The 20160-nt window shown below is 54.5% G+C and carries 18 protein-coding genes and 1 tRNA gene; 7 read left to right on the top strand and 12 right to left on the bottom strand.

Annotated elements, in window-relative coordinates; genetic code table 11:
* Positions 1-151 precede the first annotated feature (151 nt).
* Positions 152-697 carry a PEP-CTERM sorting domain-containing protein gene (locus tag GSQ82_RS20490; RefSeq protein ID WP_158794127.1) on the top strand — a complete coding sequence of 182 codons (546 nt, stop codon included), beginning with the start codon at positions 152-154 and terminating at the stop codon, positions 695-697.
* Here the strand turns inward: GSQ82_RS20490 and GSQ82_RS20495 are convergent.
* Complete coding sequence (locus GSQ82_RS20495; RefSeq protein WP_158794128.1) at positions 694-954, bottom strand: hypothetical protein; 261 nt, start codon at positions 952-954, stop codon at positions 694-696. The two genes, GSQ82_RS20490 and GSQ82_RS20495, sit on opposite strands and share 4 nt — an antisense overlap.
* 3 nt (positions 955-957) lie before the next feature.
* On the opposite strand from GSQ82_RS20495, the gene GSQ82_RS20500 reads away from it, so the two are divergent.
* The 3 genes from GSQ82_RS20500 to GSQ82_RS20510 all read left to right on the top strand — a co-directional run bounded on the left by GSQ82_RS20500 (position 958) and on the right by GSQ82_RS20510 (position 4282).
* On the top strand, positions 958-2220 hold the full coding sequence (locus GSQ82_RS20500) for an MFS transporter (RefSeq protein ID WP_158794129.1): 1263 nt from the start codon (positions 958-960) through the stop codon (positions 2218-2220).
* Between the two features lie 52 nt (positions 2221-2272).
* Positions 2273-3031: a DUF899 family protein gene (locus GSQ82_RS20505; protein WP_158794130.1), complete on the top strand. Its 759-nt coding sequence runs from the start codon at positions 2273-2275 to the stop codon at positions 3029-3031.
* A 72-nt stretch (positions 3032-3103) separates the two neighbouring features.
* On the top strand, positions 3104-4282 hold the full coding sequence (locus tag GSQ82_RS20510; protein WP_158794131.1) for a glycosyltransferase: 1179 nt from the start codon (positions 3104-3106) through the stop codon (positions 4280-4282).
* A 53-nt stretch (positions 4283-4335) separates the two neighbouring features.
* Here GSQ82_RS20510 and GSQ82_RS20515 read toward each other — a convergent pair whose 3' ends face one another.
* Both GSQ82_RS20515 and GSQ82_RS20520 read right to left on the bottom strand, forming a co-directional pair.
* Positions 4336-4896 carry an SGNH/GDSL hydrolase family protein gene (locus GSQ82_RS20515; protein ID WP_158794132.1) on the bottom strand — a complete coding sequence of 187 codons (561 nt, stop codon included), beginning with the start codon at positions 4894-4896 and terminating at the stop codon, positions 4336-4338.
* Between the two features lie 302 nt (positions 4897-5198).
* Positions 5199-6296 carry a LacI family DNA-binding transcriptional regulator gene (locus GSQ82_RS20520; RefSeq protein WP_158794133.1) on the bottom strand — a complete coding sequence of 366 codons (1098 nt, stop codon included), beginning with the start codon at positions 6294-6296 and terminating at the stop codon, positions 5199-5201.
* A gap of 364 nt (positions 6297-6660) precedes the next feature.
* Between GSQ82_RS20520 and GSQ82_RS20525 the strand changes: the two genes are divergently transcribed.
* Positions 6661-7656 (top strand): GRP family sugar transporter, encoded by a 996-nt coding sequence (locus tag GSQ82_RS20525; RefSeq protein WP_158794134.1) that lies wholly within the window; start codon positions 6661-6663, stop codon positions 7654-7656.
* A 70-nt stretch (positions 7657-7726) separates the two neighbouring features.
* Here GSQ82_RS20525 and rbsK read toward each other — a convergent pair whose 3' ends face one another.
* The 7 genes from rbsK to GSQ82_RS20560 form a co-directional block, all read right to left on the bottom strand.
* Complete coding sequence (rbsK, locus tag GSQ82_RS20530; protein WP_158794135.1) at positions 7727-8677, bottom strand: ribokinase; 951 nt, start codon at positions 8675-8677, stop codon at positions 7727-7729.
* A 78-nt stretch (positions 8678-8755) separates the two neighbouring features.
* Positions 8756-9883, bottom strand: coding sequence for a nucleoside hydrolase (locus GSQ82_RS20535; RefSeq protein ID WP_254061807.1), 1128 nt, complete (start codon positions 9881-9883; stop codon positions 8756-8758).
* Positions 9884-9910: 27 nt separating this feature from the next.
* Positions 9911-11053, bottom strand: coding sequence for a nucleoside hydrolase (locus GSQ82_RS20540; protein ID WP_158794136.1), 1143 nt, complete (start codon positions 11051-11053; stop codon positions 9911-9913).
* A 34-nt stretch (positions 11054-11087) separates the two neighbouring features.
* Positions 11088-14417, bottom strand: coding sequence for a carboxypeptidase-like regulatory domain-containing protein (locus GSQ82_RS20545; protein ID WP_158794137.1), 3330 nt, complete (start codon positions 14415-14417; stop codon positions 11088-11090).
* Between the two features lie 930 nt (positions 14418-15347).
* Positions 15348-15423, bottom strand: a tRNA-Lys gene (locus tag GSQ82_RS20550).
* A gap of 131 nt (positions 15424-15554) precedes the next feature.
* Positions 15555-16409, bottom strand: coding sequence for an MqnA/MqnD/SBP family protein (locus GSQ82_RS20555; RefSeq protein ID WP_158794138.1), 855 nt, complete (start codon positions 16407-16409; stop codon positions 15555-15557).
* A 174-nt stretch (positions 16410-16583) separates the two neighbouring features.
* Positions 16584-17063 carry a hypothetical protein gene (locus tag GSQ82_RS20560; RefSeq protein ID WP_158794139.1) on the bottom strand — a complete coding sequence of 160 codons (480 nt, stop codon included), beginning with the start codon at positions 17061-17063 and terminating at the stop codon, positions 16584-16586.
* 219 nt (positions 17064-17282) lie between these two features.
* On the opposite strand from GSQ82_RS20560, the gene GSQ82_RS20565 reads away from it, so the two are divergent.
* Both GSQ82_RS20565 and GSQ82_RS20570 read left to right on the top strand, forming a co-directional pair.
* On the top strand, positions 17283-17684 hold the full coding sequence (locus tag GSQ82_RS20565) for a septum formation initiator family protein (RefSeq protein ID WP_158794140.1): 402 nt from the start codon (positions 17283-17285) through the stop codon (positions 17682-17684).
* 113 nt (positions 17685-17797) lie between these two features.
* Positions 17798-18436 carry a flavin reductase family protein gene (locus tag GSQ82_RS20570; RefSeq protein WP_158794141.1) on the top strand — a complete coding sequence of 213 codons (639 nt, stop codon included), beginning with the start codon at positions 17798-17800 and terminating at the stop codon, positions 18434-18436.
* Between the two features lie 4 nt (positions 18437-18440).
* Here GSQ82_RS20570 and GSQ82_RS20575 read toward each other — a convergent pair whose 3' ends face one another.
* Positions 18441-19286 (bottom strand): ABC transporter ATP-binding protein, encoded by an 846-nt coding sequence (locus GSQ82_RS20575; RefSeq protein WP_158794142.1) that lies wholly within the window; start codon positions 19284-19286, stop codon positions 18441-18443.
* Positions 19287-19294: 8 nt separating this feature from the next.
* The gene (locus GSQ82_RS20580) at positions 19295-20074 is read right to left on the bottom strand and encodes an ABC transporter permease (RefSeq protein WP_158794143.1); all 780 of its coding nucleotides are present in this window, start codon (positions 20072-20074) and stop codon (positions 19295-19297) included.
* Positions 20075-20160 lie beyond the last annotated feature (86 nt).

The following is a 20160-nucleotide window of genomic DNA, read 5'->3' on the forward strand; positions in this document are numbered from 1 at the left end:
CACAACGACCCACCGCAAAATAATGCAATATAAGCGCAGCTCATCAACCACACAAAAATATCCACGAAAGAAATGCTTCCCATACATCTCCACAGCAAAGGCCGGCGTACTCACTACGCACCACCAGAAAGCCTAGCTCCACAGGAGAAATATGAAGAAGCCTGCCCTGTTCCTCTGCGGCCTCGCCTCGGCGATGTTGCTCTCTACTCCCATGTTTGCCGACACCATGTACGACTTCAGCTTCACCGGAAACAGCAGCGTCTCCGGAGATCCGAGAACCCCCTTCTCCGGCTCCGGCGTATTCGATGTAACCGCGACGAAGACCGCTGGAGAGTTCAAGATCGTCAGCGTCACCGGCACCACCGACGGCGAGAACATCTCCAGGCTGCTCTCCTCCGGCTCCTTCGGCTTCAACGACAACCTGCTCTTCGTCACCAACGGTGTCGCCTCGCTCGACAACAGCGGCGTCTCCTACCAGCTCGCCAACGGCGTGGATGCCAACATCTTCCTCGGCGTGCCCGACCAGTATCAGCAATCTCTCTTCGGATTTCCCGGCACCCTGGTCAGCGAAGATCAGACTGCGAACGTAACCATCTCCCTGCCAGCCCCCGCCGTACCCGAGCCAAGCACCATCACCCTGCTCGGAACCGGTGTCCTTGGACTCGCCGGAATGATACGCCGCAAACTAGCGGTCTAACTCACAAGCTCCAAAACAAGGCCGCCCCCACAGGCGGCCTTCACTCCGTCAATCCACAAAAATAAATCCCAAAAACCTGTCGTACTTTCACCCTTCAAAATAATGACCGCGAACCCACCGCATCCACCACACGAATCACCACAACTCACCAGCAAGCCACCACAGAAAAACACCACAAAACGCAAAATACCCCAATAAAACCACCCTTCCACCACGCCCACAAAAAAACCGCAAAACACACCTGCTATCCTTCCCACCAGATGACCTCCAACCCGGCGAGCCAGACGAAATCCGTGACCAAACCCTCCCGCACCCCCTCAGTCGCCGGAGCCACCACCGCCCTCGTCCTTCTCACCGCTCTCAACTTCGTCAACTACATCGACCGCTACATCCTCCCCGGCGTGCAGGAGCAGGTCAAAGGCGAGTTCCACATCACCGACGCCCAGATAGGCTCATTAACCCTCTGGTTCATGCTCGCCTACATGCTCACCTCGCCCATCACCGGCTGGCTCGGCGATCGCTTCCCCCGCAAGCCCATGATCGTCGCCGCCGCCCTCTTCTGGAGCGCGATCAACTTCCTCACCGCCACCGTCCACTCCTACGACTCACTCAACATCCGCCACGCCGCACTAGGCGTAGGCGAAGCCAGCTTCGGCATCTTCGCCCCCTCGCTCCTCGCCGACTTCTACGAGCCCGAGCAGCGCAACCGCGTCCTCACCATCTTCAACGTAGCCATCCCCGTAGGCGCCGCCCTCGGCTACTTAGTCGGCGGAACCGTAGGCGAACACTACGGCTGGCGCATGTCCTTCGTCGTCTCCGCCGTCCCCGGAGTCATCATCGCGCTCCTCATCGCCTTCTTCATGAAGGAGCCCGCACGCGGAGCCAGCCAACACGAAAAAGCCAAGCTGGAGAAGGGAACTGTCCTCTCGCTTCTCAAGAACAAAGCCTACCTCTCATCCATCCTCGGATACGCAGCCGTCACCTTCTCTCTCGGTGGCATCTCCTGGTGGATGCCCTCGTTCCTCCAGCGCATCGACGGCCGCACCCAATCCTCCGCCGCCTACATCATGGGAGCCATCACCGTAGTCGCCGGCCTCGGCGGCACTATCACCGGCGGCGCCATCGCACAAAGATGGTCCCGCACCAACTCCAAAGCCCTCTATCTCGTCCCCGCCATTAGCGCCGCGCTCGCCGTTCCACCCGCTCTCCTCTGCTTCTTCGGCCCCCACTCCCTCACGCTCTACGGCCTCGGCGCCGCTATCTTCCTCATCTTTCTCGGCACCGGCCCCGTCAACGCCGCCACCCTCAACGCCGTCCGCCCAGAGGTCCGCGCCACCGCCATGGCCGGCCAGCTCTTCATCATCCACGCCCTCGGCGACGCCATCTCCCCCCGCATCATCGGCACCGTAAGCGACCATTCCAACCTCAACATTGGACTCGGCTCCACCCTCATCACCATGCTCCTCGCTGCTGTCATCTTCTTCATCGGCTCCCGCTACGCCCCTCCACTGCAAACTGAGTAGCCAATAACCGCCTAGCGAGTCAAACTACTATGTAGACGAAAGGAGATATGCCATGAACACCACCACCTTCCCCGGAGAATCCACCGCATACCGAGCCGCCCGCAACCAGCTCCTTCAGGACGAGATCGTCCTGCGCCGTGCCATGGAAGCCGTCGCCGTCTCTCGCCGCAGCCTGCCCCCCGGCGGCATCATCCCCGAAGACTACCTCTTCGATGGCCTCGATTCCGACGCAAAGCCCGCCAAAATCAAGCTCTCCGAACTCTTTGCCCCAGGCCAGAACTCTCTCGTCATCTACAACTTCATGTTCCCGCGCTGGAGCAAAGACTCCCGTCCAGGCCCAGTCAAAGGCGCCACCGCACAGATGAAGCTTGAAGACTCCCCCTGTCCCTCCTGCACAGCCTTCCTCGGTACCCTCGACCGCACCGCCGAGCACTTCGCCTCCTCCGGCCTCAACTTCGTCGTCATCGCCAAAGCCCCAATAGAACGCATCTCCACCTACGCGAGCGAACGCGGCTGGAAGAATCTCCGCTTACTCTCCTCCTCTGGCAACAACTTCAAACGCGACTACCTCGCCGAATCCGCTGAGGGCGATCAACTGCCTCTCATGACCGTCTTCCATCGCGACGGCGACCAGATCCGCCACTTCTGGACCTCCGAGCTGATGTTCGCTCCCACGGACCCTGGCCAGGATCCACGCCACAACGGCACCCTCGACATGCTCTGGAACCTCTTCGACCTGACCCCCGAAGGTCGCCCAGCAACCTGGCACGAACAGATCGACTACGATTGTTGCTGCGATCCAGCGCATTGACCGGCAATAATTCAGCGCCCTTCCATCATCGAGCCAGCACCAGAACCACACTGAGACCCTGAAGTACCCGCATTGCCCCACTCTCTCCAACTCGTCTTTACAACGACAGCCTGGCTCATAGCGTTCGCTTGGCTTTGGAAGGTTATCGCCGCGGCGCGAGGCCTTCCCCAGATCCCGAACCTGCTTCTCCCACAAAACAATCTCACGCCGCCCGACAATCCTTCCATCACCGTCGTCGTCCCCGCCCGTAACGAGGCGGAACATATCGCCGCGGCCCTCCACTCGCTCCTGGCGCAGGACTACCCCAACCTCCAGATCATCGCCATCGACGATCGCAGCACCGACCATACCGGCGCGATCATCGACTCTCTCGCCTCCCAACACTCCGAAAGACTTCGAGCGATCCACATCACCGAACTTCCATCCGGCTGGCTGGGAAAAACTCACGCCATGGCCCTCGCCGCCAGCCAATCCGTCACCGACTACATCCTCTTCACCGACGCCGACGTGCTCTTTCACCCCAGCGCCATCCGCCTGTCTTTAGCCAACGCCGTCTCCACTCGCGCCGACCATCTCGTCATCATGCCTACCACCATCATCAGGCGCTGGGACGAGGCCGCCATTCTTGGCTTCTTCCAGATTGTCGGTCTCTGGAGCGTCCGTCTTTGGCGCATCTCCGACCCCAAATCAAAACGCGACGCCCTCGGCATAGGAGCCTTCAACCTTCTGCGCCGTTCGGCCTATCTTGAGATCGGCGGCTTTGAGGCCCTGCGCATGGAGATCGTCGAAGACCTTGGCATCGGCCGCCGTGTCAAACGAGCTGGCCTCGCCCAGCGCGTGGCCTTCGGTAGTGGCCTTGTCAGCGTCCACTGGGCGTCCGGCACACGCGGCCTGGTCAACGTGATGACGAAGAACATCTTCTCGGCATTCCGCTTCTATGTCTCCCTGCTTCTGATCGCTTGCCTATGGCTCTTGCTCTTTTGCGTCGCTCCCGCCATTGGACTCTTCTGGTCTCCCACCCGCATCCCAAGCCTTATCGCTCTTGTGTCAGTCGCCTATGCCTATCGGCTGCTGGGTCGCCACTCCAACATCTCTACCTGGAACGTCCTTGCACTCCCTTTCAGTGCATTGGTCTTCCTCTTCATCCTTCTTCGCTCCATGTTCATCACACTCAAACAGGGAGGAGTCATCTGGCGCGGCACCTTCTATTCCCTCGCCGAACTGCGCAAAAACGCAGCCCCACTCATCTAGCACGACCTCTGGATAGCACCTCTGATCTCTGTAATAACCGAAACAGCGAAGAGTCAGCCTTTAGGCCAGAAAGCGCTGGCTGCCTTAAGCCACTCCTGTGCGATCAACGCATGACCGGCATACGTCGGGTGAACACCGTCCCAACTCCAATGGTCCGCTGGCGTCCCCACACATGCTTGATCAAAAGTATCCTGTAACCTGACAACCGGCAGATGAAACTTTATGCCAAGTCGATGAACGACAACCTGCCGCTTCTTAATCTCGATCATCTCAGACCCGTAGCTCTCTTTGTGTCTACCGACCGGCAGCAGGAACGGCTCCCCAAGAATGATCTTGATCCCCGGTAGCGTCTCGATGGTCTTCGCTACAAGCGCGTCGTAGGTAGACTCGTACTGTTCGACGCTCTCGCTCTTATCTCCGGTCATCAACGTATCGTTTACGCCAATGAGGATGCTGAGCACGTTCGGCTTCAGATCCAGAACATCGGTCTGCCATCGTGCAGCAAGATTGACGATCTGCTCACTTCCGATACCGCGATTCAGAAACGTCAGGTTTCGATCCGGATACTCCAAACCTACTTGCGCGGCAAGAATATAGGCGTAATCCTGCCCCATGATGTGGTTGTGTAATCGCTGCCCGTGCGTTGCCGTCCGCCGTCCGTAATCGAGTCACCCTGGAAGACGATGACATCGTTCGTATGGAAAAACGGAAGCGCTTGCTGAGCCCACGACGAACAGCATAAGCAAAGCAGTGCAATGCAAAATTCCGATCGGATCTTCATTCACAGGACTCGAGACTGGGGAAATCAAGATGATATTGCCGCAAGTATCTCACCCTAAAAAGTTCTTGGATCAAGTCAAGGCTCTTCAGGACGAGGAGGATTCATTTCAGGCTCGTTTCGATGTTTGCAGTGAAATTACTTTCTTTTACGTAGTACATTCTTGGATCGTCTTGAAATAGCTGCGCGCCCTGATCCAATCGTGGATTCCCCGATGATCAACTCAGCCTGTAGCGTTATCGTGACTGGATCTGGACTCATCTTGCCGGTTAGACGACTGATCAATAGTTCACCGGCTTTGACTCCAAGATCATAGGCCGGTTGAATAACAGAGGTAATGAGGGGCCGCAGCATGCGACCGCCGGGGATCTCGTCGAAGACGGCTAGAGCAATCTGTTCAGGGCAATGAATCGCCAGTTCGTTGAGTCCTTGGAGGGCTCCAAGTCCCATGGTTCCGTTGGCAACAAAGAGGGCCGTAGGACGAGGATGATTCAGAAGAAGGTCTTTGGTCATCTTATAGCCGCTGTCGAAACGGAAATCGCCCTCTCGTACAAGATTCCGATCAATCTTGATATTGGCCTCGTCCAGGGCCATCTCGTATCCTTTGTAGCGGTCGCGCGCGGTCTGAAGCCATGACGATCCATTGATGATGGCGATCTTTCTATGTCCGAGGTCAACCAGATGGCGCACGCACATCGCCGATCCCCTGACGTTATCCACGACGACGGAATCAATGTTTAGACCATGCGGAGTGCGGTCGAGGCATACGACAGGAATTCCCATATCAATTGCCTGGACGATATGGGCGATGTCGTTCGCTGGATTTGGGGCGACGACGGCGAGCATACCGTCGACTCTATGGGTGCGCAATAAGGAGAAGATCTGGCGTTCACGTTCGATATCGTCGTCTGTATTGAAGATAGTGAGCATGTAGCCGTGCCGAACAATAACGCTTTCGGCCCCGCGCAGCACAAGAGGAAAGAAGGGATTCGTAATATTCGAAATGACAATACCGATGACACTGGAACGACGAGATTTCAGGCTCCGGGCATGATTGTTTGGGTGATAGTTGAGGTCGCGCATCGCTTGCTCGACGCGCCGCTGCAGCAAGCCACTGACCGCATTGCTGTTGTTGAGAACGTTGGAGACGGTGCCAACCGAGACCTTAGCGCGGCGGGCAACTTCTTGAATCGTGGCGTTACGCTTGTGAATGTTAGTCTCCTGCGCTGACGACATAGATTGGTGGGGCAGCTAAAAAGTAAGAACTACCGCAACTGCAAAAGGAGAGATTCAATGGATTCAGTCTAAATTGATAGAAGTTATAGCACGTATAACAAGGGATTCGAATACGCTCTCAAAACTGTGGTGATTTTCCTGGCGTTAAATGCCATGTGCAGCAGACTTCTGTCTTTTCCTGCGTTCCCCAAAATGAGGACTTGACAGCAATCGTTTGGGAAAGCATAGAATGGCGCGGGATTGAATCAGTTCAAAATAGTTTTGCGGGACTAATCCTATCAATGAGAGATCTGGGTTGAGGAGGAGCTTGTATGTATGCGCAATTGAGGCAGAAAGAGTTTTCTTGCCCGGCAAGGACGGTCGAATGTTCGTCGTAAATAATTCGGCGGATGCATTTTTATTTTGCGCGTTGACCATGATGGGCTGGGGATCCTGGGCAAATACACAGAAGCTGGCTGGAAAAGAACGCTGGCCCTTCGCTTTGTACTACTGGGATTATGCATTTGGCGTCGCTCTGCTGGGTCTGGTCTTCTGTTTCACGCTGGGCAGCTTCGGCTCGGCTGGAAGCAGCGCGCTTACAAATCTTCATACAGCCTCGACGGGTTCAATGTTGCGAGCGCTTGCCAGCGGTGCGTTGTTCAACCTCTCCAATATCCTGTTAGTGATCGCAATCGACGCTGCAGGAATCTCGCTTGCCTTTCCCGTGGGAGTGGGTCTCGCGCTGGTAATTGGTACAGTAGCCAGCTACTATCACGCTCCCAAGGGCAACCCTACGCTGTTGGGTGTAGGCGTTGTGCTGATTATCTTTGCGATGATCATGTCGGCTGTAGCAACGCGGCAGGTACAGAAGCATCGTTTGGCAAACACTAGCCGGGGTTTGCTATTTGCGTGTGCGGCTGGTTGTCTCATGGGGTTCTTCTATCCACAACTTGCATCGTCTATTTCGCCGAACTTCAACACCGAGCCCATCCAAATTGGATATCTGACGCCATATACAGCGCTGCTACTATTTGGTATCGGTTTGCTTGCAAGCAACCTCGTGATCAACACCGTGTTTATGCGTTTTCAAGGATCGACCTTCCGAGAGTATCGAGATGCGAAGTTCAAATTGCATTGGCTCGGCTTGCTTGGAGGTGCAATTTGGATGATCGCATTGTGTTTGAATGTCATCGCATCCGGTGTAGCAGGGCCTGCGGTCTCCTATGCGTTGGGACAGGGAGCGACGTTGGTGGCCGCCCTGTGGGGTGTGTTTGTCTGGCGAGAGTTTCACGGAGCCTCCACAAGCACAAGAGCCGTTGTAGCACTAATGCTGATAGGTTATACGGCAGGACTCATCTCGATCGGCGCTGCAATTTTGTAATGAGCATGGCGGTACTTAACTTTGCTTTAGCTTGATGATTCTTGGTAACTATTCAGATCCTTAATTGACGTTAGCTTGATTTTTTTGCTGCGAGAGACTCCTGCCTATATCTCTCCAGTTCGAACCTCTTCGGCATAGAGGGGGCCGTGCCGTGGCGAGTCACCGAGATTCCAGCCACGACGCAACCGAAGCTCGTAGCCTCCTCAAGGGTCTTTCCTTCCGACAATCCCACGGCAAGGCCTCCGTTGAAAGCATCGCCCGCTCCGGTTGTGTCGATCACTGGACCTGCGTTGAATGCTGCGACGTACTTGGTCAGCGTTGGTGTCTTGATTAGAGCGCCGCGCGCACCTAGGGTTAGAATAACGTTGCGAACTCCTCGAGCGAGTAGCTGCTCAGCCGCCTTTTCCGCATCGTCCAAAGACTCGACAGAGCAGCCCGTAAGCGTTGCGGCTTCGCTTTCGTTCGGCGTCAGATAGTCGCATAGTGCGAGCGTGGCGTCGTCGAGGGCGCAGGCCGGAGCGGGGTTAAGGATTGTGGGAACACCAAGCTCGCGCGCGGTCCTCAAGCCGTGCACAACGATCGGCACAGGCAGTTCGAGCTGCGTCATGAAGACCGCAGAGCCGCGGATACATTCACGAGCCAGATCTATCTCTTGTGGAGTGAGAGCGTTCGCGGCTCCTGGGGTGATGACGATTGCGTTCTCACCGGAAGACTCGTCGATGATGATTGCGGCTGCGCCGGTCGTATCGTTGTTAGACGAGATAAGAAACTGCGTATCGACACCTTCGATCTCGTAGGTCTTTCGAGCGATCTCGGAGAAGTTATCGGCACCCACCTTGCTGATGAAGTAAACCTTCGCGCCCAGACGTGCGGCCGCAACCGATTGATTAGATCCTTTGCCCCCAGGCCCGAGACGAAACTCAGATCCCAAAACAGTCTCACCCCATACTGGTAGGCGTTTTACACGAAAGGCAAGGTCAACGGCAAAAACTCCCATGATGGCAATGGGTTTATTATTCATGTCGCTCTCCAAGGCAGTTGTACATCGACGGATTACAAGAGCTTATAGATCCAATCCATTCATTATCAGGTATTCATTTTACTGGTTTGGCTGAGTCCTCATTTGAGGATTGGTTGCTCCTGGAGCCGATGAGGACATTAGTTGTACAAAGAATTTTTTGAACTTCGGCCAGTCTACGTCTATCTGCACGTGAGCCTTTTGTAGATCGAGTGCAGGCTTGTCATCATCTGACCAAACGATTGTGTCGCCGTAGCTGATGCCCTTATCTAGACTGACATCGATATAGACAAAACGTTCTCTTGTGATCAGCCCAGGATCGAGCCATGCGGCAGCGGCCAGCTCATCCCATAAATAATCGCCGGGTTTTCGCGTATAACGCGCGATGTACTGAGCTGCTGGAGTATTAGCCGTTTTTAGTTGTTCGAGCATCTCCTTTGTAAGATGCGTTTCGATAGAGACATCGACCGGAGTAGCTGTGATTTTCGGCCAATGTGCGTGGAAGACGATGCTCGACGCTTCGGGATCGAACCATAGATTGAATTCGTGGCGCGGGCTGTCGACATACTCCTTATCCTCAGTGTGGGGATTGAGGCTGCCTCCCATGATGACGAGCTCCTCGGCTAGCTCGGCAAAGTGCGGGTCGAGGCTAATAGCTTGAGCTATATTCGTCATCGGTCCGGCAGCATAGATGGTTACTTTGTGAGGATATTTGTGCACCATTCGGATTAGAAAATGCGCTGCATCTTCATTGGCCACCTTAGTTGTAGGGTCTCCTTCAGCGAGCTTAGGAATCTCATAAGCACCATGCTTTGGACGAAAACTACTCCACGCTCCCTGGTAAATGACCTTGCCGTAGACCTGCTCCCAGGCATGAGTCCATTCCTGTGTCCTTACGAGTGGGGTAACTGCTCCTGCCATAACAGGAATGTCGGTACGGCCCATTAGCTCCAGTAGGCGCAGAGTATGGGCAACTTCTTCATCCCGCCACCCATCGCCAGTCAGTACAGTGATTCCGAGCACATTAACGTGAGCGGCTTGCAAGAAGACAAGCATCGAGTTCATGTCTGTACCTGCAGGCCCTACTGCATCCTGATCGATGATGACGTAGCGGGTATCTTGGGCGAAGGAAGAGCGAGAATACATCGCACCAGATAAAATAAGTAGGAGCGATACAAACCAAAGATGATTCTTCCGCGTCTGTTTCAAAATTATCCTCCTGAAATTACCCGTTGTTTATGCGTTGCTGGTGATGCGTTCGATTAGTAGATGAAAGAACTCGTCCGGCCTGACATCTACAGCCACCTTAGTGTTGGGTGTAAATGTCCCTTCTGATTTGGTAGAACTCGGACCGATATTCTCCAGCGCTGCAGCGTAGTTGATAGGATCGCGTTTCCATCCGACGCTCTCTCCCGCGGTAATGGTACCAGTCGTTTCGATCTTTACCTGGTAGTCCTCGAATGTGAGAATATTGGGTCGTATGAGAGCGCTTACCGCTAAAGGATCGTGTAATGTCGGGCCACCATTTTGCCCGTGCTTCTTATAAGTAGCCATAATCGCGCGGGCAATGCGGGCTGCCGCTTGGCTTGGTTTATTCTTTCCAGCCTCTAACTGCCGAATATAAGATTCGGTCAACTCAACCTTACGGGTGACGTCGAGACCGACCATAGTAATAGGGATTCCAGAGTTGAAAACGATGCTTGCTGCTTCGGGATCAACGTAGAAGTTGAACTCTGCAGCGGGCGTCACATTTCCACCGGATAAGGAACCGCCCATAAGAACAATGCCTTTCACAGCTTTGGAGAGAGTAGGATCTGCTCGAAGCGCAAGTGCTATGTTCGTGAGTGGTCCAAGACCTATCAGTGTAACTTCACCCGGACTTTGATTAGCGATTCTGCAGATCAAATCTGCCGCGTGTTCTTTTACTGGAGTGATCTTTGGCTCAGGCAATTCCACACCTCCTAGGCCATTTTCGCCATGTGCGGATGCCGCCGTTACCTGTCGCCGGATAAGTGGAGCTGCGGCGCCGCCTGCAACAGGGATATCTGCCCTATCGCAGATCTCGACCAAACGTAACGCATTAGGCAAAGTGATTCCAAGCGGCAAATTTCCAGCAACTGCTGTGACAGCTTCTACTTTTAACTCAGGCGACTGCAGTGCAAGCATCAAGGCGAAGGCGTCGTCGACACCAGGATCCGTATCAATGATGACCCTAGTTGCTTTTGTCACGCCTAAAGAGTTTGAACCTGCGGTTTGCACGAATAGGGTTGGTTTAGCAATAGCGGACTGTCCTTCGATCATCGCGATGATCGCAGAGCCTGTTGCCGTCTTCAAAAATACTCTTCGATCGGACTTCCACCGACACACATCAAGCTTCATACCTTCTTGTCCCTTCCCTGACACAAGCTAATAGTTAGAACACAAACTTCAGAGCGAATTGAATCAGACGTGGATTGTTCACAACCTGTGTGATCTGTCCGAATCCTGGAGAGTCGGTAGTTGTACCTGGATTTGCGAACTGGGGATGGTTGAAGACATTGAATACCTCTGTTCGAAAGACGAGCTGCGTGCTTTCGGGTAGGTCAAATGCCTTGAACAGCGATCCGTCGAAGTTAACGAAGTCCGGTCCATAGAGTGGCGTACGGTAAGCGTCGCCAAGTACTCCGGGGGCTGGGTCGACAAAGCAGGAGGTGTTGAAGAACTCAGCTAGCGACTGATGAGCTGGCCCGGTACTGCAAATTTGGTCTGGACGGTTTCCGATAGAGGTGCCGGAGTTATTGACGCCCGCGGACAGGCCGAGAGGAAAACCGGAAGTAACGTGAGCAATCATATTCAATTGCCAGTTTCCTACTAGCTGTTGAACCGGACCACTTACGTTCGATACAAAACTCTTTCCACGTCCGAAAGGTAACTGATAAAGGATGCTGGCAGACATATTGTGTGTCTGATCTGTCACGTTGAGCCCTTTGTCGGTATATCCCCTGGGATTAAGTGGATAGAAGTTCGGAGCGGGATTCAGAGGGTAGTAGGGAATACCGATCAAAGAGCCAAGGTCATCGTAGAGTCCGTTGTCGAACCCTTTGCTATAGGTGTAAGAGAGAAGTAGATAGAGGCCATTCGCGTAGGACCGCTCCGCTTTAATCTGCAGAGAGTCGTACCTCGAGAGTCCACGATCGAGGAATCCGGTGATAGCGTTCAACTGTGGATAAGGCCTAAGATTGGCTGGATCGATCTGAAGGCTGGGAGTAGCTGTGTTCAGTGGAAAGCCGGAGGTCTGAAGATGAGTCCCACGAGAACCTGCGTAACCAATAGTCAAAACTGCGCCGGTGGGCAACTCCCGCTGAATGTTAAGATTGAACTGCTGAATCATTCCAGGATGAAAGCTAGTGTTCTGACTGTATACGTTACCCGAAAGGTTAGTGACATCAGGTGGTGTCGGAACTGGAAATCCCTGCGAGAGGGTAGTGACTGGATTGATGTCATCGGCCTGAAACGCAAACGTTCCGTAGAAGGGCGGATTCAGATCCAGACCCTGTGCGCCCAGATTCCAGCCAGCGTCGTGAAGAATTGCATAGCCAGCACGAATAGCATTCTTGCTGGAGAATGGACTGAAGTTCACTCCGATTCTCGGCTCGAAGCCTGAGTAATATTGTTGAATACCTGCAGACTTCGATGAGTTCACGCCCGCGATCAGCATCTGGCCCGTTGGAAAGTCGAAATTCGAGAGTCTGTTCTGCGACTCGACGACTGGCGTTGTGTAGTTCCAGGCTATACCGAGCTGAACTGTAAGATTTGATTTTAACTTCCAGCTATCTTGAATATACGGACGAAACTCTTTCCATCTTCTGCCTGACACATCACCCGAAAATGAGACATCGTGTTCGCCGCTTCCCGGTATACCAAGTAGAAAGCTGGCAATAGGATTGCCGCTGGCAGCGTTAAAGGCTCCATTGGCGAATCCTGCCGTAAAGAAGTTATCGAACCCCATCTCACCCATCGGAAAGGCGTTTCCCATCTCGTTGAGCTGCATAAAGCGGGTTCCAATGCCGATTGAAAAAGAGTGTGCACCGCGTACCCACTCTAAGTCGTCGCTGTACTGATAGACATTTGTTCCGTCTTGGATTGGAGAGAAGCCTCGATCTCCCAGCCCCCAATATCCTTCGTTGAACTGGGTATTGAGGAGGCCGCTGCTCAAGTAAGTTCCAAGGTTTGCGTTAGGAATACCTAACTGAGTGCTCCAATCGGTCCCATCTCCGAAGGAGGTGATGTGATCGAAGATCCGGTTATAGCCAACCGTAATTTGGTTAATCACGTTGCTGGAAAATATGTGCGTCTCGGAGATGGCCAGATTCCTCCCGCGATCCGCCAGTGTCTGGTTACTGGCATAACCGCCAGGTTGTGCGCCAAATCCGGGTAACCCCGATGGCAGATAGACCGTAGCCTGATCTCTACTGAAGCGTACAAACGCACGGTCCTTCGCGGAAAATACGTTGTCGACTCGCACATCGAAATCGTTATCGTTGTATGTTTCATTGGGAACGTCCACATAATTTGCCGACAGGACACCAGTAACGTTCGGAAGAGGGAAATAGTTCAGCATCTTTTGTGCGATCGGATTGATCCTAGGCTGAGGAATTGTATTTCCCTGGAATTGAGTACGACTTGCGAATCCCGTAACCGGATCGATGGTCGTAGTATTTGGATCATAGATCGGAACCTCAGGAAACCCGGGGAAGGATTCAGCGAAGTTTCCCTGGCGCTCGAGCAGTGTAGGCACTTGGGTCAGCGAAGGAATTCCTTGAATGCTTCTGGTTCCTTGATAGTCAAAGAAGAAAAAGGTTTTATCCTTTCTGATTGGACCGCCGACAGAACCACCAAACTGATTGCGAATGTACTCCGGATTGACTGGAGAAAAATAGCTGGTTGCATTCAGATCGGTATTGCGAAGAAAGTCAAAGAGCGTTCCATGAAAGCGGTTTGTGCCGGACTTCGATGTGAGTAGAACGGTCGGACCCGCACGCGTTCCGTACTGCACCGAGTAGTTATACGTTAGTACGTTGAACTCCTGAAGTGCATCAATGGAAGGTACGATTGCGATGCCACCGGACGTCAACTCGTTATTGTCGACTCCGTCGTAGAGCCAGTCGGTGCGATTCTCACGGGAGCCTCCCACTGACAGAGAGAACGAACCTCGAATTGAGGTCTCGCTTCCGCCGCCGCCCGCAAAAAAATCATTAGGCTGATTGCCCGCAGAGGTTCCAGGTGCAAGTGTCGCCAACTCTACAAAGTTTCTCCCATTCAGTGGCATGTCGGAGACCTGCTGAGAGTGAACAACCTGGCTCAAAGAAGAATCCGTGGTCTCGACCGCAACCGAACTTGCCTCGACTGAAATCGTAGAGTTTACAGATCCCGGTTGCATCGTGAAGTTGACTTCGGGCGTCGCTTGGTTCTCAAGAAGGATGCCGTTTTTGATGGTGTTCTGGAAGCTCGTCGCGGTCACTTGGATCTTGTAGTTACCGATTGGCAGCAAATTGGCTACGAAGCGCCCGTCGTTGTTGGTCGTGACAACGCGGGATTCATTTGTATTGACGTTTATGATGGTGACCGAAGCTCCAGCAATGACCGACCCCGCTGGATCAGCAACCGTTCCTGTAATGGATCCCGTGGCTTGGGCTTTCGCCAAGTTGGGAAGGAGGATAGAACATACGAAGATCACAGAGAGGACCAAATATCTGAGTTTCAAGTTCGGCTCCATAAAGTCGGATCTTTTGAAACGATTCAAAATTTGATGAGAGAGGCTATACGCCCAGCAAAATATCTCTGTCAATGTTTTTTTTGGTACGTCAATATTTCGGAGAATTCATACATCTAGTCGTAAAATCGGCGACTATCAGGCGAAGGGTATGCACCAGAAGAGATCGAGCTATCCACGATCGGCGCACCTTTGAACTCCTCGCGAAACTCAAGCCGAAAACCGCATAGCATCGTTCGCCTGAGGCGGCAGGTTTACTTGAGCTAACTCAAGCTTGCAGTTCGAATCAAATGTTAGCTATCAAGCTGTTGAGCAACTGAAGATACGTTACCTCGCTGCCACAAGTTGGTGCTGGAGAACCGTCCGAGTGCTGTGGTCTTCCGGAGGCCGCGACCTGAAACTTCACCGGCCGACGCGACTCAACTGAAAATTTTCATGGAGCAAAACCGAAAGAAGCTCACGTGTTTCATACCAGTTCAACAGTCTCCCTTGGAGAGCCGGAGGATCTGGCGACGCCGAAGACATGAAGCGGGCATAGTTTTTCTATCTTGTGTTTAAATCATGGAAGTAAACAGAGAACAAAGGGTCGGCCTAACTAATCTGCGATGAAAATGACAACAATCTCGTGCTCGGCGGCACACGTTTGTATGGCAAAGAATGCTCGTTGTTGGCTATATTTCTTCACGAAAAGGATGCTCTCGATGGGCTCTTTGCAGTAGAGAAGGAGGGCGTTATTCCCAGAACGCACATTGCTAAAAAAATAACCAATTCATTTTCCTTGGCTCATATCACACGCAATGAGGCGAAGCGTGAAGCCATCTCAATTTTCTACGTGAAACAAACTTCCAATTGAACAGCCCAAAAATCCCCCCACATTAAAATGGAGGAACTGTGGGTTCTTCTGGAAGTTATTGAGAGTAATGGTGGACGCGGCAGGGATCGAACCTGCGACCAGTCGATTAAGAGTCGAATGCTCTACCAGCTGAGCTACGCGTCCGTTTGGTTTTCTCCTGGAGAAGGAGGTCGATGAGAGCCTATGCAAGCGATAAAGCAAACTCCGGCTGCAATCACTCGACTGGTTAAGAATAACACAGCTTGCAGCGCAAACAGAGCCCTGCAAGCTGTGGTTTACCCAACAAAATCGACGTTAGCGCGGAACGGAATGATGCCGCGATCGAAACCCATCTCCAGCAGCTTGCGAATGGCCACTTTGCCGTCCTCGCCGTAGTTCAGCGTCCGCTCGTTCACGTACATGCCGACGAACCGGTTAGCCAGCGTCGGATCGAGATCGCGCGCAAACTGCATCGCATACGCAAGCGCCTCCTCGCGATGATCAAGCGCATGCTGAATGCTGTCGCGCAGCGCATTCGTCGTCGTCAGCAGCGTCTCCGCGCCGAGCGAGCGGCGAATGGCGTTCCCACCCAGCGGCAACGGAAGCCCCGTCTGCTCGCGCCACCACTGTCCCAGGTCGAGCAGCTTGATCAGCCCGTCGTTCGCATACGTAAGCTGTCCTTCGTGAATGATCAGGCCAGCGTCATACTCCCCTGACACCACCGCAGGAATAATCTTGTCGAACGGAACCACTGCAGTCTCAATCTCCGGCGCGAACAGCTTCAGCGTCAGGTAAGCCGTCGTCAGTGTGCCGGGAACCGCAACGCGAACCTTCTTCACCTCGTCCAGTGTCAGCTTGCGGCTCGACACAATCATCGGCCCGTAGCCCTCGCCGACGCTGCCACCGCAGGCCATCAGCGTGTACTTCTCCTGCAGGTAAGGATAGGCGTGAAACGAAATCGCAGTCACATCGTAGAACGCTTCGTTGATCGCGCGATGGTTCAGCGTCTCGATATCGGTAAGGGTGTGGGTAAACTTGAAGCCTGGAACCCGGACCTTGTTCGTGGCCAGCCCGTAAAACATAAAGGCGTCATCGGAGTCCGGGCTGTGGGCGATGCTGATCTCTTGAATGGCAGTGCTTGAGGCAGTCATGATGCTTTGATCCTTGAAATCTTGATGATGGTGAAAGAGTGCGGTGAAGGGAAGTAGACGCGCAGACCGATAACTAATGTCCAGCGCCGAAGTTTGAGAAAAAATCTGTCACAGAACGCTGCGAGAGACCGGGGGATGAAGGAAGAGCACATTGCATGCGACAAGGTCCTTTCGCTAGAGACGCTTCGGTGAGGTTGCACGATCACGGGAGTTAGCCCGAAGACGTGGAGTCTGGTATGGGTCCGTCAGGTCGCCCAGGTCCTTGTTGAAGTAAGCCCAGTCGAGCCGCTCCCCATCGCGCCGATGTGCGGGCTGTGGCGACTTGCGCTGTCCTTGCACCGGCTCAGAGAGCGTCTGATCATAAGCCTTATGCGCCTCAGGGTCAGGCCGCAGCGTAACGATCTCAGGAGGTTGATTCCAGCTCTTACCGGCCATAATCTCTTTGATCGTCTGGGCAGGGACGCTGCGCGCTCTACGCACAACCGTCTCCGAAACTGATCTCCCCTTCGCCGCCGCAAAGAGATGATCGGCAAACTCACGCTCCCGCTGCGGCGAACTGACGCTCCGGCCGATGCGGATATGCCTCGCGATAGCAACTCCTGCCATCAGCAGCACAAAAAGCGACAGCACCGAGATGGCGAAGAGTGTATGCATGTTCCATAAGAAGAATACCAAGGTGTAAGCGCTTCGTGCAGCTTATTCAGCCAATCTCGCCATCCTTCAGTGCAAGAACCAGCGACCTCGCACCCCAGGAACACGATCGCGTCTCTGCATCATTCAGCCAAAGATTATAGGTATGAATCAGGTACGCCCTTGCAGGAAGGGCGTTTTCCACTTGACCGCCGCTGTGATGAAAGCTGTACTAAAAAAGATATGGCTCGTCCGGACAACGCGCGCACAGCGGTGAAGCAGACCAACGCCGTCGTGCGAGGGTACGAGCGCCTTCGCCGAAACTGGCGAAAGCTTGCCACCGGAGCCGCCGCAACACTCGCCGTTGCCATGGGCTATCACGTCATCTTCGGACAGAACGGGCTGACCGCCTACGAGCAGAAGAGACAGGACACCTACAGTCTCGACCAGCAGCTCCACAGCCTGCAGCGCGAGAACGACCTGCTCAAGGGACACGTAGACCGGCTGCAGAGCGATCCGAACGCCATTGAACATCAGGCCCGCGAGGAGCTCCACTACACCCGCCCCGGCGAGGTCATCTACACCCTCCCTGCGCCTCCCGCCGCTCAAAACACCGATAACCACACCCCCTCTTCAAACCAGTAGCCCCCGGCTGCGATCCCGATAATTTTCCGTGCCATCGCCCATCGCTTGCTTTGTCAGCTCGAACTGGCAGCAATAACGTCGCTGGGATACGCTGCTGAAGGAAGGTGCTCCGCATGAACTTTGAAATCGAAAAGACGAAGACCCGCGAGATCTACAACCTTCTCATCGGCCTCGTAGCCCCCAGGCCGATCGCGCTGGTGACGAGCATGAACGAAGAGGGCCGACTCAACGCCGCTCCCTTCAGCTCCTACAACTACCTCTGCACCGACCCGCCGATCATCGGCATGGGCGTCATGGATCGTCCCACCGGCGGCTTCGTGCCCAAAGATACCGCAAGAAATATCCGGCGCACCGGCGAGTTCGTCGTCAACGTCGTAACCGAAGACATCGCCACCCAGATGAACATCTGCGCAACCGACTTTCCCGCCGAGGTCGACGAACTCGAGATGGCCGGCCTCACCACCACCCCATCGCAGATCGTCAAAGTGCCGCGCATCGCCCAGGCCCACGCTGCGCTCGAGTGCAAAGAGTACACCACCATGGAGATCGGAAGATCGCGCATCATCCTCGGAAGAGTGGTCGCCATCTACATCGAAGACCAGTTTCTCGATCCGTCCGGTCCCTACGTTCTCTCCGAAGAGTTGCATGCGCTCGGCAGGATGAACGGACTCGGATCGTACGTCAAAACCCGCGACGCCTTCCTCACCATGCCCAGAATCTCCTACGAAGAGTGGAAGAAGGGCAAACGGTAGGGAACTAGGAGAGATACTCCCTCAGCCACGGGTCGGTCGTGTGAACAAGCTCCTGCGTGCTACCGTCGAAGACGACTTTACCCTCATTCAACACCAGAAATTTAGTCGTGTCGTTGATCCCATCATTGGGGATCGGCTCTACCTTACCCGTCTCCGTATTGAACCGGCTGCGCGCCAGCAGATACGCGTCCTGCAGACGATGCGTAATCACCAGCGAAGTCGTATTCGTCACATCGCGCTGCTTCACCACCAGGTCCACGATCGTCGTAGACGTAATAGGATCAAGGCCGCCGGTAGGCGAGTCATAGAGAATCAGGTCCGGCTTGGCGATAATAGCCCGCGCAATCGAGACTCGCCGCCGCATTCCTCCCGAAAGCTCCGGAGGAAACTTCGCAATCGTATGTTCAAGCTCCACGAACTGCAGCGCCTCCACCACCCGTTGGTGAGCCTCCTCCTCCGGCACGCGATCCTCATGAAGCCGATACGCAACGTTGTCTTCCACCGAAAGCGAGTCGAACAGCGCCGACTCCTGGAACACCATCCCGATGCGCGCCCGCAGCATGAAGAGATCCTTCTCTTTCATGCGAGTCACATCCTCGCCGAAGACCCGAATCGTGCCCGTGTCAGGCCGCATCAGCCCATTCACCAGCTTCATCAGCACCGACTTCCCACCACCCGCCGGCCCAAGAATAATCCGTGTCTCGCCCCGCTGCACCGTAAACGAGATATCCTGCAGCACCGGCTTCACATCGAAGGTAATCGACACACCCTCGACCACCACCACCGGCTCCGAAGAACCGGCATCACCCTGCTTCTGTTGCGTGTCCGCGGAAACGATGTCCTCAGGCATAGACTGGCTCACCTGCCGAAGATGCCGATCATCGCCCTTGTCACCAGCAGGTCGACGATGATGATAAACACCGAGGAGACGACGACGGCCTGGGTCGTCGACTTGCCGACACCCTGGGTTCCGCCCTTCGTATTCATGCCGAAGTAGCAGCCCACCGTCGCAATAATGAATCCGGAAAACAGCGGCTTGGTCAGCCCCTGCACCACGTCGCCATACTGTAGCGCACGGTACGAGTTATGAAAGTAAGTCGAGCCGTTCAACCCGAGCAACGCCACGCTCACCAGCGCTCCACCCGCGATTCCGAACGTATCCGACAAAATCGTAAGAAAGAACAGCATGAATACCGTCGCATACAGCCGTGGCGTAACCAGCTTCCTCACCGGGTCCGTTCCCAGGGCACGCATCGCGTCGATCTGCTCGGTCACCTTCATCGACCCGATCTCCGACGCCATCCCCGAAGCATTACGCCCCGAGACCATCAGGCCCGTCAGCACCGGGCCAAGCTCCTTCACCATCGACAGCGCCACCAGGTTTCCCGTCAGGCTCACCGATCCGAACGCTTGAAGCGAGGTCGCCGACTGCAACGCCAGCACGCACCCCGTGAAGAACCCCGTCAGCACCACGATCGGCATCGATCCCACTCCGATCGAGTCCATCTGCGTATACACATCCGCCCAGTACCGCGGCCGCGAAAACAGGTTCGTTATCGCCCGCCACGACAGGGTCGAATAGCCCTGGATGGACGCAACGGTCTGCTTGGCAAAGTTCTCTGGAGAGGCGAAGGGCATCTTGTTATGTGGCTCAGAGTATCAGATGCAAAGATCAGACTGAAGATTGCATGTTATTGCTGCGATTACGATAGCCGTCAAAGATG

Origin of the sequence: Granulicella sp. L60 (assembly GCF_009765825.1) — a bacterium.
Taxonomy (GTDB): Bacteria; Acidobacteriota; Terriglobia; order Terriglobales; family Acidobacteriaceae; genus Edaphobacter.

What these genes read in the sequence shown, in the direction of transcription:
- GSQ82_RS20490 (WP_158794127.1), top strand. Translation starts at nt 152, where the DNA reads ATGAAGAAGCCTGCCCTGTTCCTCTGCGGCCTCGCCTCGGCGATGTTG.
- GSQ82_RS20500 (WP_158794129.1), top strand. Translation starts at nt 958, where the DNA reads ATGACCTCCAACCCGGCGAGCCAGACGAAATCCGTGACCAAACCCTCC.
- GSQ82_RS20505 (WP_158794130.1), top strand. Translation starts at nt 2,273, where the DNA reads ATGAACACCACCACCTTCCCCGGAGAATCCACCGCATACCGAGCCGCC.
- GSQ82_RS20515 (WP_158794132.1), bottom strand. Translation starts at nt 4,896, where the DNA reads ATGGGGCAGGATTACGCCTATATTCTTGCCGCGCAAGTAGGTTTGGAG.
- GSQ82_RS20520 (WP_158794133.1), bottom strand. Translation starts at nt 6,296, where the DNA reads ATGTCGTCAGCGCAGGAGACTAACATTCACAAGCGTAACGCCACGATT.
- GSQ82_RS20525 (WP_158794134.1), top strand. Translation starts at nt 6,661, where the DNA reads ATGTTCGTCGTAAATAATTCGGCGGATGCATTTTTATTTTGCGCGTTG.
- rbsK (WP_158794135.1), bottom strand. Translation starts at nt 8,677, where the DNA reads ATGAATAATAAACCCATTGCCATCATGGGAGTTTTTGCCGTTGACCTT.
- GSQ82_RS20540 (WP_158794136.1), bottom strand. Translation starts at nt 11,053, where the DNA reads ATGAAGCTTGATGTGTGTCGGTGGAAGTCCGATCGAAGAGTATTTTTG.
- GSQ82_RS20555 (WP_158794138.1), bottom strand. Translation starts at nt 16,409, where the DNA reads ATGACTGCCTCAAGCACTGCCATTCAAGAGATCAGCATCGCCCACAGC.
- GSQ82_RS20560 (WP_158794139.1), bottom strand. Translation starts at nt 17,063, where the DNA reads ATGCATACACTCTTCGCCATCTCGGTGCTGTCGCTTTTTGTGCTGCTG.
- GSQ82_RS20565 (WP_158794140.1), top strand. Translation starts at nt 17,283, where the DNA reads ATGGCTCGTCCGGACAACGCGCGCACAGCGGTGAAGCAGACCAACGCC.
- GSQ82_RS20570 (WP_158794141.1), top strand. Translation starts at nt 17,798, where the DNA reads ATGAACTTTGAAATCGAAAAGACGAAGACCCGCGAGATCTACAACCTT.
- GSQ82_RS20575 (WP_158794142.1), bottom strand. Translation starts at nt 19,286, where the DNA reads ATGCCTGAGGACATCGTTTCCGCGGACACGCAACAGAAGCAGGGTGAT.
- GSQ82_RS20580 (WP_158794143.1), bottom strand. Translation starts at nt 20,074, where the DNA reads ATGCCCTTCGCCTCTCCAGAGAACTTTGCCAAGCAGACCGTTGCGTCC.